Below are 15988 nucleotides of genomic sequence, written 5' to 3' on the forward strand. Positions count from 1 at the left end.
ATCACCAAGCCGGGCCCTGCCCGGCTTTTCTCTTCCGTACCCGAGAACCCTGTCCCATGAAGATCCTCGTCATCGGCTCTGGCGGCCGCGAACACGCCCTGGCATGGAAGCTGGCCCAGTCCTCCCGTGTCACCGAAGTGATCGTGGCGCCCGGCAACGCCGGTACCGCCAGCGAAGACACGTGCCGCAACGTGGCAGTCAAGGTGACCGATATCGACGGCCTGCTGGCGTTGGCCCAGGCCGAAGGCGTAGCGCTGACCGTGGTCGGCCCGGAAGTACCGCTGGTGGCCGGCGTGGTCGACCGCTTCCGCGCCGCCGGCCTGCGCATCTTCGGGCCAACCGCCGCCGCCGCGCAGCTGGAAGGCAGCAAGGCCTACGCCAAGGACTTCCTGGCGCGCCACAACATCCCCACCGCGTACTACGCCGTGCACAGCGACGTGGACGCCGCGCTGGCGTATGTGCGCGAGAAGGGCCCACCGATCGTGGTCAAGGCCGATGGCCTGGCCGCCGGCAAGGGCGTGATCGTGGCGATGAGCCTGACCGAGGCCGAGGACGCGGTGCGTGACATGCTGTCCGGCAACGCGTTTGGCGATGCCGGTGCGCGCGTGGTCATCGAGGAATTCCTCGACGGTGAGGAAGCCAGCTTCATTTCGATGGTGGACGGCGTGCATGCGCTGCCGATGGCCACCTCGCAGGACCACAAGCGCGTCGGCGACGGCGACACCGGCCCGAATACCGGCGGCATGGGCGCCTATTCGCCGGCCCCGGTGGTGACGCCGGAGGTGCATGCACGGGTGATGCGCGAGGTGGTGAACCCCACCGTGCAGGGCATGATCGCCGACGGCATCCCGTTCACCGGTTTCCTCTACGCCGGCCTGATGATCGATGCCAGCGGCGCACCGAAGGTGATCGAATTCAACGTGCGCTTTGGCGACCCGGAAACCCAGCCAGTGATGCTGCGCCTGCAGTCGGACCTGGTCGAGCTGGTGGAAGCGGCTATCGATGGCCGCCTGGATGAGGTCGAAGCGCAGTGGGACGCGCGCCCGTCGCTGGGCGTGGTGCTGGCGGCCAGGCCGTACCCGGAAGCGCCGATCACCGGTGACGTGATTTCCGGCCTGGACGACGTGCCGGCCAGTGCCAAGGTGTTCCATGCCGGTACGGCATTGGATGCGCAGGGCCACGTGGTCAGTGCGAGCGGTCGCGTGCTGTGCGTGGCCGCACTGGGCGACAGCGTGCGCGACGCGCAGGCCAATGCCTATGCCGGCGTGGCCAAGGTGAGCTGGGCCAACGCGTTCCACCGCAACGACATTGGTTGGCGCGCGATCGCACGCGAGGGGTGAGGCACACCCCCGCTTCCATGCATGGCGCGGATTGAATACCACAGTAAAGCAAAGGCCCGGCATTGCCGGGCCTTTGCTTTACAGGACTGCTTCGAGACCCTTCCGATCAATCAGGTTCAAAAGCTTCAGCGACGGCCCGCTCGGCTTCTTCCCGCCCTGTTCCCAGCTACGGACCGTCGAAACGCTGGTGTTGAGCACACCTGCGAACACCGGCTGGCTAAGTTCCAACGACGTGCGAAGTGCACGGATCTGGGCGCTGCTGTATTCGGGCACAGGCCTCAGACAAAGCGCCTCGTACATGCTCATGCGCCGCTTGTCGATGAAGCCGCTGGCGTAAAGGCCCGCCGCGCCTTCATGCACCGCATCGAGGATCGCACTCTTTGCACGTCCATGTTCAACCGTCTTTGTCATGGCAAATCTCCTGCAGTTCTCCGCAGATAACTGCCCTGTCCAACTGTTCAGGGCTCATTCTCAAGAACTCAGACGCATACAGCTGAAGGGCGTCCCGTTCCGCACTACTGATGGTCGCGCGCGCGTTCTTCTCGTAGCAGAAGAGAAAGAACCAGTAGCGCCCCACCTTAGTTGCGACAATAACGCGGGCGCTACCGCGCTTTCCGCGGCCCGGCAGCGCAACCCGCTTTTTGAGAAGGCCGCCCCCTATATCTGCATCAATCAGTCCTTGACGCATTTCCACCGCTGCGCGGCACAAGGCTCTATCGGTCAGTGAAGAACGTCGTGTACTGCGGTTGAAGCTTCGAGTGCGGAAGACACGTGACATGATCATACCGTGCCACCGAGTGGTACGGCGTGAAAATCAGCGTCCAGCGCATGCTCCGGTCGGCGCAGCTGCCGCCCTGGCGCCAGGATTGATCCACGCCATGCGTGGATGCGCTCCAGAAACAAAAAGGCCCGGCATCTCCGCCGGGCCTTTCTTCATTCCAACGCCTTCCCGCTTACGCGGTGAACAGCGCCTTCATCTTCTTCAGCGCGTTCGCTTCAACCTGGCGGATGCGCTCGGCCGACACGCCGTACTCGTCGGCCAGTTCCTGCAGCGTCACCTTGCTGTCCGCGTCCAGCCAGCGGCGGCGGATGATGTCGCGCGAGCGGGCATCCAGTTCCGCCAGGCCTTCGCGCAGCAGCTGCATCTGGTTGTCTTCGCTGTCCTCGCGCTCGTAGGCCATCGACGGGTCTTCGTCATCGGCAACCAGGAACGCAGCCGGCGACGGCGGCGCGTGCTCGTTGTCCTCGTCGGTCGGCGCATCGAACCCGATATCGCGACCCGACAGGCGCGACTCCATTTCCATGACCTCGCGCTCGGACACGTTCAGGTCCTTGGCCACCGCGCTCACTTCCGCCGCGTTCATCCAGCCCAGGCGCGTCTTCGACTTGCGCAGGTTGAAGAACAGCTTGCGCTGCGCCTTGGTGGTGGCGACCTTCACGATGCGCCAGTTCTTCAGGATGAACTCGTGCATCTCTGCACGGATCCAGTGCACGGCGAAGGAGACCAGGCGCACGCCCATGTCCGGGTCGAAGCGCTTGACCGCCTTCATCAGGCCGATGTTGCCTTCCTGGATCAGGTCGCCCAAGGCAAGGCCGTAGCCGTTGTAGCCGCGGGCCACGTGCACCACGAAGCGCAGGTGCGAATGCACCAGCTCGCGGGCAGCGTCCAGATCGTTGCCGTCGCGGAAGCGACGGGCCAGGTCCTGTTCGTCATCGACCGACAGCACCGGGATCTGGTGCACGGCACCGATGTAGGCGTCCAGCGAACCGAGCGCACTGGGAATCGGGAGATTGTTTGCCACAAGGGCAGTAGAGGTGTTCTGGCTCATAGGCACCCATCTTAGCAGTCCGGGATTTGGACTGCTAAAGGAGGAAAAAGTTCCAGCATCCCATTGATGCAACACTGGTCCCAAACAGAGCCCTACCGTAGCGCGATTTGATGACAGTGGCGAGCATGCTTTTCGGGATTCACAATCCCTTGGAATTCAAGCAATTACCTGCCGTAAAGCGGCCGATTCCGGTCAAGCGGAGCTGAACGGGCCGTTCTGAAGGCCCATTCAGGCCCGGGAACGTTGCCCGGTGTTCAGGCCCAGCGGCCCGCCGGCCCTCAGAGTGCCGAGCGCGGCGGCAGCGACCAGTCGATCGGGGCTTGGCCGCGGCGCTGCAGGTACTCGTTGGCCATCGAGAAATGACGACAGCCGAGGAAGCCCCGATGGGCCGAAAGCGGCGACGGATGCGGCGACTTCAGCACGCGATGGCGGCGGGTGTCGATCACCTTGCCCTTCTGCTGCGCATAGGCGCCCCAGAGCATGAACACCAGCCCTTCGCGCTCGCGGTTGAGCACATCCACCACGTGGTCGGTGAAGCCTTCCCAGCCACGACCCTGGTGCGCACCGGCCTTGCCCTCTTCCACCGTCAGTACCGCATTGAGCAGCAGCACGCCACGCTGCGCCCACGGAATCAGGCAACCGTGGTCCGGACGCGGGATACCGAGATCGCTCTCGATCTCCTTGTAGATGTTCAGCAGCGACGGCGGCACCGGCACGCCCGGCGGCACCGAGAAACTCAGGCCATGTGCCTGGCCGCGACCGTGGTACGGGTCCTGCCCGAGGATCACCACCTTCACCTGCTCGAACGGCGTGGCGTCGAACGCGGCGAAGATCTGCGGGCCGGGCGGGAACACCGCCGCGCCACTGGCCTTGCGCTGGCGCAGGAAGCTGGACAGCTCGCGCATCTGCGGCTGCAACAGGTAATCGCCGACATGCTGCTTCCAGCTCGGTTCCAGCTGGATCGTCGGGGTGTCGGCTACTTCATCCATCATCGCAACAGAGGTCCATCGTTCAATCGGGCCAGCCTCAGCTGGAACAGCACCTTGGTGACCAGCAGCCGTTCTTCGATCGGCTTGAGCACCAGGTCGTTGGCACCGGACTGCAGCAGCCCGGTCTGGTTGTGCGGGTTGCCATCGCCGGTCATCACCAGCACCGGCAGGCGGCGCTTGCCGTAGCCGAAATCCACGCGCACGCGCTGCACCACGTCGCGACCGCTCAGTTCGCCCTTCAGGGTGACGTCGGTCAGCACCAGGTCGATGCGGTGGCGACTGCGGCCCAGCGACTCGGCGGTGAGCAGGGTGAACGCTTCTTCGGCGCTGACCACGTGCAGCACGTTCAACTGCTGGCGTTCCAGCATGCGCTTGGTGGCCTCGGCCACCACGCGGCTGTCCTCGATATAGAGGATGGTGGCACCGGGGATGGTCTGCGGCTGCACGTAGCCGCGGATGAAGGTCGCCAGTGCTTCATGGCCGAGCGATTTGTCGAAATAGTCGGTGACGTACTCGGTGAAGCGGCGCTGCTCCAGGTGCTGCTGGGCATCGCCGGAGACCACGATCACCGGCACATAGGCCTGGCCGGCCGCTTCGCGCACCATCCGCGCCAGCGCCAGGCCGTCGCCATCGCGCAGGGTCAGCGAGGTCGTCACCAGGTCCACCGGCCCCTGTGCCAGCGCCTGCTGTGCGTCCTCGATGCTGTCGCAGCCGATCACCTCCACGCCCGGCAGGTCACGCTGCAGGACGTCGGCGATCAGCTTGCGCACCAGCTTCGAGCCATCGACCACCATCACCCGCGTCGCGGGCCCTTCAAGGTGTTTCAGCGCTTGCGGTTGCATGCCGGTCTCAGGTGTCGGTCGGGCGGGTCTGGCGGAGGAAGTGGCCGGTGACCAGCCAGGCGCCCAGCCAACCCAGCAGCAGCGTGCCGAGCAGGACCAGGCCGCCGTGCAGCAGGTCCAGGCCGTGCAGTACGAACGGGCTGCCGTAGCTGCGCGAGAGTTCGGCCAGCGGCATGCGCAGGGCGGCACCCGCAGCGCCGATCAGGGCCAGCGCCACCGCGCCGGCGCCCAGGCCGTACCACGCGCCCAGGTACAGGAACGGGCGGCGGATGAAGCCATCGCTGGCGCCGAGCAGCTGCAGCACGCCGATCTCTTCGCGGCGGGCCTGGATGTCCAGGCGCACCGTGTTGCCGACCACCAGCGCGGCACCTGCGCCGAGCAGGACCGACAGCACCTGCACCAGCCGCGCACCGAAGGCAAGCCAGGCATCCAGGCGCTGGCGCCACAGCGCATCGTGCTGCACCAGATCGGCCTCGGGCAGGCTTTCCAGCGCGCGCGCCAGGCGTGCGTCGTCCTTGCCCTGGCCGGGAGTGATCACCAGCAGCGAAGGCAGCGGATTGTCGTTGAGTGCGTCGATCGCCTCACCCAGGCCGGCATCCCGCAGTTCCTGCAGGCCCTGCTCGGGCGTGCGCACGTTCACTTCGGCCACGTCGTCGCGGTCGCGCAGCTGGCCGGCCAGGCGCAGCGCGCCGGGTGCATCGACGTTGCCCTTCAGGAACACGTTGATGTCGCGCGACTGCTGCACGCTGCCGGCGAACTGCTTGAGGTTGTCCAGCGCGATCGACAGGCCCAGCGGCAGCGCCAGCGCCAGCGCCATGACCATCACCGTCAGCAGGGTCGCCCATGGCTTGCGGCAGGCGCGGCCCAGGCTGAACACCACGCTGTGCACGTGGTGCTGGAACCAGACGCCCACGCGCGAGGGGGCGGCGGCTTCGCTGTTTTCGTTCTTCGCCATCGGTTACTCCGCCAGGTCCTGCGGCGAGATGTCATCCACCAGCCGGCCATGGTCGAGGATCAGCACGCGCTTGCGCATGCGGCGCAGCAGCGGCAGGTCGTGGCTGACCACCAGCACGCTGGTGCCGCGCGAGGGCAGCTCGGCGAACAGGGCCATGATCTCCGCCGCCAGGGTCGGGTCGAGGTTGCCGGTCGGCTCATCGGCCACCAGCAGCTTGGGCTCGCCGACGATGGCGCGGGCGATGCCCACGCGCTGCTGCTCGCCGGCCGACAGCTGCGAGGGCAGCGCCTTCTCGCGATGGCCCAGGCCCATCCGCTCCAGCACCGAGCGCACGCGCTTGCTGATGTCGCCACGGCGGGTGCCGCGCAGGATCAGCGGCAGCGCCACGTTCTCGGCGATCGAGCGGTCCATCAGCAGCCGGTGGTCCTGGTAGACCGCGCCCACCGCGCGTCGGTGGCGGGGCACGTCGCCGCCGCGCACCTTCAGCAGGTTGCGCTCGTCGAACACCACCGCGCCGCGGCTGGGCCGCTCGTCGAGGTGGATCAACTTGAGCAGGGTGCTCTTGCCCGCACCGGAATGGCCGGTGACGAACAGCATCTCGCCCGGCGCGACCTCGAAGCTGACATCGATCAGCGCCTCGTGGCCACCGGCGTACTGTTTGCTGACATTGTCGAAGCGCAGGACACTCATGCCCCGATTATGCAGGAGCGGCGCGACCTCGTGGAGACGGTGGCGCCGATCGGTAGTGCCGGCCGCTGGCCGGCAGCCATGTGGGTTGCCGGCCAGCGCCCGGCACTACCGTTCAAAGCCACCCGACCAGCGGTCGGGGGCTTCCCGCTGATCGGCAGCGCCGATCAGCTGCCCGACAGCATCCGGCGGATCTTGCGGCCGATGCGGGTCAGGAACGAATCGCCGCTGTCGGCCGCCGTGCGCACCGGCTTGGCCACCACCTGCACCGGGGTCACCGGGCTGGCGCCGTTGCCGGCGTTGGCCTGCACGCCCTCGCCACCCTCGACCGGACGGCCGTGGCGACGACGACGGCGCTTGCGCGGCTTGCGCTCGCCATCCACGGCACCTTCCGGCGCGCCCTCGGCGCGGGGCGGGCGCGGCGGACGCGGAGCCTGGGCGACAGCGGCTTCAGCACCTTCGGCCGGGGCAGCTGCAACCTGCTCGCCTTCCACGCGCGGCTTGCGCGGGCCACGCGAACGGCGCTCGCCGCTGCGCTCACCGTCGCGACGCTCGCCACGGCCACCGCCGGAGCGGCCCCCACTGCGACCACCACCACGGCGCTCTTCTTCAGCGGCGCGGGCTTCGCGCGCTTCACGGAAGATCTGGCCGACGCTCTCGTTCTCCTCACCTTCCTCGCCAGCAGCCGGGGCCGGGCGTTCCGGGCGCGGCAGCGGCGTCAACAGTTCCTTGGTGACCGGCTCGGACGGGATCTTCTGCTCGATGTAGGCCTCGATGTCCGGCAGGCCCATCGCGTAGCGTTCGCAGGCGAAGCTGATCGCATCACCCTCTTCGCCCAGGCGCGCGGTACGACCGATGCGGTGCACGTAGTCTTCGGCGTCGAACGGCAGGTCGTAGTTGTAGACGTACTTGATGCCGTCGATGTGCAGGCCACGCGCGGCCACGTCGGTGGCCACCAGGATTTCCAGCTGGCCCTTCTGGAAGCGGTTGAGCAGGCTCTCACGCTTCTTCTGCGGCACGTCGCCGGACAGCACGCCGACGCGGTAGCCGGCCTTTTCCAGCGAGCGGGCGACGCGCTCGACGAACACCTTGGTATTGACGAACACCATGGTGCGCGCGCCTTCACTGCGCGACAGCAGGCCCAGCAGCAGCGGGATCTTCTCGTCGTCGGCCGGGAAATAGATGCGCTGGCGCACGCGCGCAGCGGTGATGGTCTCGGCTTCGACCACCAGCTTCTGCGGCTCGTTCATGTGCTCGTAGGCCAGCTCCAGCACGCGATGGCTGAGGGTGGCACTGAACAGCAGGGTCTGGCGGATGGTGCGTTCCGGCATGCGGCGCAGCAGGAAGCGGATGTCCTTGATGAAACCCAGATCGAACATGCGATCGGCTTCGTCCAGCACGCAGATCTCGCAGGCATGCAGCGAAACCACCTTGTGCTGCTTGACGTAGTCGATCAGGCGGCCCGGGGTGGCGATGATCACGTCCACGCCCTGCTGCAGCAGCTCACGCTGCTTGTCGTAATCCACGCCACCGTAGACCAGCGCGAAACGCAGGCCCAGGTCGGAACCGAACTTCACCGCATCCTTGTGGATCTGGATGGCCAGTTCGCGGGTCGGGGCAAGGATCAGCGCACGCGGATCCTCCGGCTTGCGGTCGGCCAGCGCCGGGCGGGTCAGCAGGCGGTTCACGACAGCGACCAGGAAGGCCAGGGTCTTGCCGGTGCCGGTCTGGGCCTGGCCGGCAACATCACCGCCGGGCAGCGCGACCGGCAGGGTCAGCGCCTGGATCGGGGTGCAGCGGGTGAATCCGGCTCCTTCAAGGCCGGCCTGCAGGGCCGGATGCAGCTCGAAGGAGGAGAAGGTCAAATCGGTCAGCGGTTTGTCGCTCATGAGTCCGTCTTGGTATGGCCGCCGGCCCGTGGGGCGGCTGGCACTTCATCGTCTAGGGGCACCGTCGCAAACTGCGGCCCCTGCGGCGGGTTGGCAGGCTGGGACCACCGGTCCGCGCGCCGCACAATGCCCCAGTTTACCGCACTCGGGCAGGCAAACCGGAATGCGGCGTCTCATGGCATCCAGAGACGCCACCTTCACCCAGCCACACCGGACTTGAACGGCCTGCCCGGGTTCGCTGGTGTCGCCCACTGCCAGCCCCATGTACAGGAAGACAGTGAAATCCGACACATACCGGCCATCGAAGCGATCACGATACGCTGGGTTCCAACCGGCGCCTGTCCCTGCCCTGCGATAGGGGTACACTGCCGGCCGTGAGCGTCCAGGCATCCCGCCGAACGCACCGCGGCAGTGCGCCGCGAGGCAACGACGAGGGTCGCGCCACCGGGCATGGCCCAGTTCACCCACCTCCGGCATGGCCGGGTGCAATCCAAGACGAGAAACCAAGATGAGCGACAAGGTTGTACATGTCGGCGACGCCGACTTCGATAGCGCAGTGCTGAATTCCAAGGAACCGGTGCTGGTCGATTTCTGGGCCGAGTGGTGTGGCCCCTGCAAGATGATCGCCCCGGCGCTGGACGAACTGGCCGATGCCTACCAGGGCCGCGCCAAGATCGCCAAGGTCAACGTCGACCACAACCGCGCACTGGCCGCCAAGTACCACGTGCGTTCGATTCCGTACCTGGTCGTGTTCAAGGACGGCGAGAAGGTCGGCGAGCAGATCGGTGCGGTGGGCAAGGCCCAGCTGGCCGGCCTGCTGGACAAGGCCCTGGCCTGATCCTGCTGTTCCCGGCAGCCGCCGCCCGCGGCTGCCGGCGGGCGCCCCGCGTCCATCATGAATGCTGTTCCCGGCGACCCTTGCATGCCGCCGCAGGCCGATGATAGTGTCGGCATATCCGGCCGCGCTCGCGTGCCGCACCCTCTGGACGCAGTTTCTTCCAGACCCATTCCCAACGTTCGCCGCCCCAGCCGGGCGCTCGCACCTTCAAGCGAGGAATAACGCTCTTGTCCGATAACACTTCCGAAACCGGCAGCGCCGATGCGCCCGCCGAAAAGCGCGTGCGCAAGCCCCGCGTGAGCAAGGCCGCCGCCCCGGCAGCCGCCGAAACCAGCGCCGCTCCGGCGCAACCGACCCTGCCGCTGGCAGCCGCGCCCGAAGCGCCGGCACCGGCTGCAGCCGCCCCCGCGCCGAGCGCGCCTGCCACTGAAGCCCCCGCCTCCGGCGGCGGTGAGGGTGGCGAAGGCCGCGAATCCGGACAGCGCCAGCAGAACCACCAGGGCGGTGGGCAGCACCAGGGCCAGGGTCAGAACAACAACCCCTACAACCAGAACGGCCAGCAGGGCCAGGGCAATCGCCGCGACCGTTTCCGCAACCGTCGCGACCGCGACCGCAACCGCGGTGGCCGCGATGACGGCATGCCGCAGGACGGCGGCGAGCAGCAGCCCTTCGTGCCGCGCCCGCACGCCAACGTGCCCGAGGGCTTCCCGGTCTACTCGCTGAGCGACCTCAAGCGCATGCCGGCACAGAAGCTGCTGGAGATCGCCGAGCAGCTGCAGATCTCCGAAGGCGTGGCCCGTGCCCGCAAGCAGGACGTGATCTTCGCCCTGCTGAAGGTGCTGACCCGCCACGGCGACGGCGTTGCCGCCGATGGCGTGCTGGAAATCCTGCCGGACGGCTTCGGCTTCCTGCGCGCGGCCGAAGCCAGCTACCTGGCCGGCCCGGACGACACCTACATCTCGCCCAGCCAGATCCGCCGCTTCAACCTGCGCACCGGCGACCACATCTCCGGCCGCATCCGCTTCCCGAAGGACGGCGAGCGCTACTTCGCGCTGAACATCGTCGACACCATCAACGGTGAGCCGATCGAAGCGTCGAAGAACAAGGTGCTGTTCGAGAACCTGACCGCGCTGTTCCCGCGCCGCCGCTTCACCCTGGAGCGTGGCAACGGTTCGTCGGAAGACATTACCGGCCGCATCCTCGATCTGATGGCGCCGCAGGGCAAGGGCCAGCGCTCGCTCATCGTGTCCCAGCCGAAGGCCGGCAAGACGATGATGATGCAGCAGGTCGCCACTGCCATCACCACCAACCATCCGGACGTGCACCTGATCGTGCTGCTGATCGACGAACGCCCGGAAGAAGTGACCGAAATGCAGCGCACCGTGCGCGGCGAGGTCATCAGCTCGACCTTCGACGAGCCGGCCGCGCGCCACGTGCAGGTGGCCGAAATGGTCATCGAGCGCGCCAAGCGCCTGGTCGAGCACAAGAAGGACGTGGTGATCCTGCTCGACTCGATCACCCGCCTGGCCCGCGCCTACAACAACGTGGTGCCGAGCTCGGGCAAGGTGCTGACCGGTGGCGTGGACGCCAATGCCCTGCACCGCCCGAAGCGCTTCTTCGGTGCCGCGCGCAACGTGGAGGAAGGCGGCAGCCTGACCATCATCGCCACCGCGCTGGTCGACACCGGCTCGAAGATGGACGAGGTGATCTACGAAGAGTTCAAGGGCACCGGCAACAGCGAAGTGCACCTGAGCCGCCGCATTGCTGAAAAGCGCGTGTTCCCGGCCATCGACATCAACCGTTCCGGCACCCGCCGCGAGGACCTGCTGATCGAGCCGGAACTGCTGCAGAAGATCTGGATCCTGCGCAAGCTGCTGCATCCGATGGATGAAATGGCCGCGATGGAGTTCCTGCTCGACAAGATGAAGAACACCAAGTCCAACGACGAGTTCTTCGGTTCGATGAAGCGCTGATCCACGGCATTGCATCGAAAGGAACCTGCCGCTCGCTGCGGCAGGTTTTTTTTTTGCCTGCAGGGCGACCCACTTCACTTTGCCGCCGCCGACTTTTGGCGATAATCCGCCCGATACCCTGCCCGGCCCTGCGGGCGTGGCCACCGATTCCGCTGTCGCCCCTTCCGGAGAACCGGTCGGGTCCAGCCTCCTGCCGGATCCGTCGACGCATGCGAACGCTGTCTCCCCGCCTCAACCTGGGCAAGCTGATCCTCGCCCTGGCCCTGCTCAGCGCCATCATCGCCCTGGCCAATACCCTGCTGGCCAGCTACCGCGTGCAGCGCGACCAGCTGGTCGGCAATACCCTGGAAGCCAACCGCGTCTATGCCACCAAGCTGGCCGAGACCACCCAGAACTTCCTGCTGGCCGCACAGCAGGAGCTGGCCTACGCCGCCACCCGGCTCGGCCAGAGTGACCTCGATCCGGCACAGGCGCAGGACGAGGCCAGCCGCCTGCAGCTGCAGACCAACAGCTTCAATTCCTCGCTGGTGGTGGACGCCGACGGCCTGGTGATCGCCACCTCGCCGCAGACCCTGCAGCTGCAGGGCGAGATCCTGCACAGCGTCGGCAACAATGCCGCATTGGCTGCACGCCAGCCGATGATCAGCGACCCGTACCAGTCGACCACAGGCAAGCTGCTGGTCTCGCTGTCGCACCCGATCTTCGACCGCCAGGGCCACTATCGCGGCTACGTCAGCGGCACCCTGTACCTGCGCCAGCGCAGCGCGCTGCATACGCTGCTGGGCAAGCACTACTACCGCGACGGCTCCTACCTGTACGTGGTCGACCGCCATGGCCGCCTGCTGTACCACGCCGACGGCAAGCGGGTCGGCGACTACGTGGTCGGCAACCCGGCGGTGAAGGCGGTGGTGCGCGGTGAGCGCGGCGCGCAGCAGGTCCGTAACAACCTGGGCGTGTCGATGCTGGCCGGTTACGCGCCGGTACCGGCCACTGGTTGGGGCATCATCGCCCAGCGGCCGACCGAGGCCACATTGCAGCCGTTGTCACGGTTGATGACCGCGGTGATCTGGAACGCGATCCCGCTCGGCCTGCTGTCACTGCTGATCACCTGGTGGTTCGCCCGGCGCATCTCGATGCCGCTGTGGCAGCTGGCGCGCAACGTGCAGGGTGGCGAGGACACCGGCAGCGCGATCAACCACGTCAGCGGCATCCGCGCATGGTACTTCGAGGTTGCCCAGCTCAAGCAGGCGGTCCTGCACAGCTTCAACGCCCTGCAGGACCGCATTGGCACACTCAACCGCGCCAACCGTACCGATCCGCTGACCGGCCTGCTCAATCGCCGCGGCCTGCAGCAGGCGCTGGATGCGCTGCAGGTGCAGGGCATTCCGTTCGCGATCCTGGCGCTGGACATCGATCGCTTCAAATCGATCAACGACAGCCACGGCCATGACGTCGGTGACGCCGCCATCGTCCATATCGCCGACCAGATGCGCCGCTACTCGCGCGACAGCGACATCCTCTGCCGTGCCGGTGGCGAGGAATTCCTGCTGCTGCTGCCGGGCATCAGTACCGACTCGGCGCGCCAGGCCGGCGAGCGGCTGCGCCAGCACATCGCCGATCATCCGTTCGAGCCGGTCGGCACCATCACCGTGTCGCTGGGCGTGGCCCACTTCCCCAGCTTCCATGTCGATGCCGAGCAGGCGCTGCGGCTGGCCGACAAGGCCCTGTACATGGCCAAGGAACAGGGCCGCAACCGCGTGGTGGTCTACCCGTACGCGGACTGAAAAGCGGCCGGCCTGGCCGACCGCTCCATCGCACCGGGCTCAGCGCTGCGCCAGCGGCGTCAGCAGGCGCAGGCCGCGCTGGGTGCCATCGACCATGTACACGCCGCCGGCCGGCAGCAGATCACTTCCCGCCTGTCCGGCGCCATCCGGCGTGCGCCAGGGTGCGGCCTGGCGCGGGCCGGGGATGAAGGCACGCCAGCGGCCGTAGCGTTCCGGCTGGCCGTTGTCGCTGTTGTTCAGGGCGAAAGTGACCGGCACGCGCACGGTCCATGAATCCCGCGTGCTGTCCTCGCCGGTGGTCGGCGGCGAGAAGGTCCACTTGCGGGCCGCACTGATACTGGCCTTGGCGAAGATGTCGCGCATCCTGGCCATGGTCCGTTCCGGTGCGACCACGGTCATGTTCACCTGCTCGGCAATGACATCGGCCACGGTGCCGTCGCGTGCGACCTTGACCAGCAGCAGTACGTCACCCTGCCCGCCATTGCGGAAGGCCTCTTCGGGGTAGCGCGGCGGCGGCATGCGCTTCTGGGTGATCGAATCGGTAGCCTTCGGATCATATTCACTGAAGTCGACGCTGGTCATGCTGATCTGGTAGTTGCCGTCTTCCTGCTCCTTGCCACGCAGGCGTACGCGCAGCGGCGCGTGGACGGCCACCGGCGTACCATCACGCAGCGTCGGTTCGAACTGCCAACCGCGGATGGCGCCTTCCACGAACGACACGATGCCGGGTGCGAGCATGGCACGCTGGTCCAGGACCAGCGTGCTGACCGAACCATCGGCCGCCACGTCGATACTGCCCGACAGCACCATGCTCATCTCGGCAGTGGCGCGCACGGCGCGCGCGTTCTGGGCCATGGCATCGGCCGGCAGCAGGGGAGCACCGGCGGCGAACGCCAGGGCCAGCGCAAGGAACAGGGGGGAACGCATCATTGCCGGATCCATGGTGATGAGGTGAACCCCGAGCGTACCGCAGTCCGAGCGGGACCGGCAGGCAGTCCACGCCACGCCGTTCAGGCCAGGCGATGGACCGCCGCATAGGGCGGGGTATCCGGATAATCACCGCTGGCGAAGCGCGCCTGCAGGCCCTGCCACCACGCGGGATCAAACAGGTGCCGGTAATGTTCGCGCACCGCCGCCAGCTCGCCCGCCGGCAGGCCCATGAACGGGCCGAAGCGCTCTGGAAACACGTCGCGTGGCCCGACGTGGAACCAAGGTTCGTCGGCCATGGCTTCCTCCGGCGTGCGCGGCTGCGGCCAGGCGCGGAAGACGCAGTCGCTGACCAGGCACAGCTCGTCATAGTCGTAGAAGACTGCCCGGCCATGCCGCGATACGCCGAAGTTCTTCGGCAGCATGTCGCCGGGGAAGATGTTGTTGCGCGCCATGTCGGTGATCGCCTGCGCGTAGTCGAGTACCGCCGCACGCACCGCATCGCCGCCCTGCTCGCGCAGGTACAGGTTCAATGGACGGAAGCGACGCTGCACGTAGCACAGTGCGACTTCCACCTGATCGCCATCGACGCGCACGCTCTGCGCGCACTGCGCAAGCAGCTCCTGCAGCAAGGCCGGTGCGAAGCGGTCGCGCGGGAAACGCAGATGGCGGTACGGCTGCGCATCAAGCAGGCGACCGACACGGTCGAGGTTGAACACCAGCGCATACTTCTCTTCCACCTGCTGCCGCGACATCGACTTCGGCCACGCGAAGCGGTCGCGGATCAGCTTGAACACCAGCGGATAGCTGGGCAGGGTGAACACCGCCATGACCATGCCCGGCGTGCCTTCGGCATGCACCAGCCGCTCCTGCGGATGTTCGTTGAAGTGGCGGAAGAAGGTACGGTAGCGCTCGGTCTTGCCCTGCTTGGCGCGGCCCAGCACCGTATAGATCTCATCGATGGGCTTGCCCGGCAACAGGCTGCGCAGGAACACCACCGCATCGCCCACCGTGGCAAGGTCGGCCTGGAAATAGCTGCGCGACACGCCGAACAGATGGGCGACATCGCGACGCCGGGTCAGCACCGCATCTGCACGCAGGCCCTGCCCATCGTTGACCAGGGCGATCACGCACGGTGAGAAGCGGTGTTCGCCGAACACGCGACCCACCAGGTAGGCGCGGCGCTCCCGGTAGAACACGGTGTCGAGCAGCTCGATGCTGCGCACCGGCGTATCACCCCAGTGGGCCAGATCATCCTGCAGGCGCACAGCGATGGCCGCCGCGCAGCGCAGCTGGTGCGCATACGGAATGTCGAAGCGGTAATCGGCCAGCACGCGCTGGAGAGCCTCCACCGGCCGCGTCGGCGAGACCGCATAGGTATGCCGTGCGACCGGGTGGGTGATCGCATCGGACGGCTCGACATCGAAGGCGATGAACTCCAGCGCCGGGTCCACGCCACGGGTGGAGAACAAGCGCCGCGACAGCGTGTTGTAGAAGGTCTTGTACAGCTCGGCGTCGATCAGCCCCCGCAGCAGTGCGCTATAGCGCGCATGCACCTGCAGCCACAGCGCGCGTTCCCCGATCGCTTCGCCGGCGAGGCGCCGCAGCGCATCCATCTGGTCGGCGATGCACAGGTCGTACAACGCGATGCGCTCGACTGCATCCCGGCGCGCGCCCACCCAGTCGCGCTGCTCGAAACGCTGCCGCGCACGGGCGGTGATCGCCGCAAAGCGGGCGTGATACTGCTCGAAGCCGGCGTGAATGGCGCCGGCGATGCGCGACGCCAAGTCGGCAACGGTGTCAGGCTCGGACATGCAGGGCTCACCCGGGAGGACCTGCCTCACCATACGCTGGCGTGGGGTGGCTTGTGTAGGGCCACTGCATGCCGCGACAAACGCAACGATTCCTACAGACCTGATGCCTCCCTGCTGCCTA

14 protein-coding genes are annotated in these 15988 nt (G+C 67.0%); 4 read left to right on the top strand and 10 right to left on the bottom strand.

Translation table 11 applies throughout. The features are described from left to right. Positions 1-56: 56 nt before the first annotated feature. Positions 57-1340, top strand: a complete 1284-nt coding sequence (gene purD, locus AC5P7F_RS06385) for a phosphoribosylamine--glycine ligase (RefSeq protein WP_164077585.1) — start codon at positions 57-59, stop codon at positions 1338-1340. Positions 1341-1418: 78 nt separating this feature from the next. On the opposite strand, the gene AC5P7F_RS06390 is transcribed toward purD, so the two are convergent. From AC5P7F_RS06390 to rhlB, 8 genes are all read right to left on the bottom strand, one after another. Beyond that, complete coding sequence (locus AC5P7F_RS06390) at positions 1419-1751, bottom strand: helix-turn-helix domain-containing protein (RefSeq protein WP_014648626.1); 333 nt, start codon at positions 1749-1751, stop codon at positions 1419-1421. Further along, complete coding sequence (locus AC5P7F_RS06395; protein WP_239510517.1) at positions 1735-2118, bottom strand: type II toxin-antitoxin system RelE/ParE family toxin; 384 nt, start codon at positions 2116-2118, stop codon at positions 1735-1737. The genes AC5P7F_RS06390 and AC5P7F_RS06395 overlap by 17 nt, the downstream gene beginning before the upstream one ends. 175 nt (positions 2119-2293) lie before the next feature. Further along, a complete protein-coding gene (gene rpoH / locus AC5P7F_RS06400; protein WP_005411269.1) occupies positions 2294-3169 on the bottom strand; it encodes an RNA polymerase sigma factor RpoH in 876 nt (291 codons plus the stop codon). A gap of 278 nt (positions 3170-3447) precedes the next feature. Next, positions 3448-4161 (bottom strand): uracil-DNA glycosylase, encoded by a 714-nt coding sequence (gene ung, locus AC5P7F_RS06405; RefSeq protein WP_005419723.1) that lies wholly within the window; start codon positions 4159-4161, stop codon positions 3448-3450. Continuing rightward, entirely contained in the window at positions 4158-5000 is an 843-nt protein-coding gene (locus tag AC5P7F_RS06410; RefSeq protein WP_019660837.1) for a response regulator, read from the bottom strand. Before AC5P7F_RS06410 ends, ung begins: the two co-directional genes overlap by 4 nt. A 7-nt stretch (positions 5001-5007) precedes the next feature. Next, a complete protein-coding gene (gene ftsX / locus AC5P7F_RS06415) occupies positions 5008-5955 on the bottom strand; it encodes a permease-like cell division protein FtsX (RefSeq protein WP_032961674.1) in 948 nt (315 codons plus the stop codon). 3 nt (positions 5956-5958) lie between these two features. Further along, on the bottom strand, positions 5959-6645 hold the full coding sequence (gene ftsE, locus AC5P7F_RS06420; protein WP_014648630.1) for a cell division ATP-binding protein FtsE: 687 nt from the start codon (positions 6643-6645) through the stop codon (positions 5959-5961). 164 nt (positions 6646-6809) lie between these two features. Continuing rightward, positions 6810-8531: an ATP-dependent RNA helicase RhlB gene (gene rhlB, locus AC5P7F_RS06425; RefSeq protein ID WP_049439326.1), complete on the bottom strand. Its 1722-nt coding sequence runs from the start codon at positions 8529-8531 to the stop codon at positions 6810-6812. 508 nt (positions 8532-9039) lie between these two features. Here rhlB and trxA point away from each other — a divergent pair. From trxA to AC5P7F_RS06440, 3 genes are all read left to right on the top strand, one after another. After that, positions 9040-9369 carry a thioredoxin gene (trxA, locus tag AC5P7F_RS06430; RefSeq protein ID WP_005411275.1) on the top strand — a complete coding sequence of 110 codons (330 nt, stop codon included), beginning with the start codon at positions 9040-9042 and terminating at the stop codon, positions 9367-9369. A gap of 227 nt (positions 9370-9596) precedes the next feature. Then, the gene (gene rho, locus AC5P7F_RS06435; protein ID WP_046429862.1) at positions 9597-11342 is read left to right on the top strand and encodes a transcription termination factor Rho; all 1746 of its coding nucleotides are present in this window, start codon (positions 9597-9599) and stop codon (positions 11340-11342) included. 209 nt (positions 11343-11551) lie between these two features. Then, complete coding sequence (locus AC5P7F_RS06440) at positions 11552-13126, top strand: sensor domain-containing diguanylate cyclase (protein WP_032961682.1); 1575 nt, start codon at positions 11552-11554, stop codon at positions 13124-13126. A 39-nt stretch (positions 13127-13165) separates the two neighbouring features. Here AC5P7F_RS06440 and AC5P7F_RS06445 read toward each other — a convergent pair whose 3' ends face one another. Together AC5P7F_RS06445 and aceK are read right to left on the bottom strand one after the other, a co-directional pair. After that, positions 13166-14056 (bottom strand): energy transducer TonB, encoded by an 891-nt coding sequence (locus tag AC5P7F_RS06445; RefSeq protein WP_164077582.1) that lies wholly within the window; start codon positions 14054-14056, stop codon positions 13166-13168. A gap of 80 nt (positions 14057-14136) precedes the next feature. Next, positions 14137-15867: a bifunctional isocitrate dehydrogenase kinase/phosphatase gene (gene aceK, locus AC5P7F_RS06450; protein WP_111205609.1), complete on the bottom strand. Its 1731-nt coding sequence runs from the start codon at positions 15865-15867 to the stop codon at positions 14137-14139. Positions 15868-15988 lie beyond the last annotated feature (121 nt).

Source organism: Stenotrophomonas sp. YJH_SMC_105-26 (genome assembly GCF_059368915.1).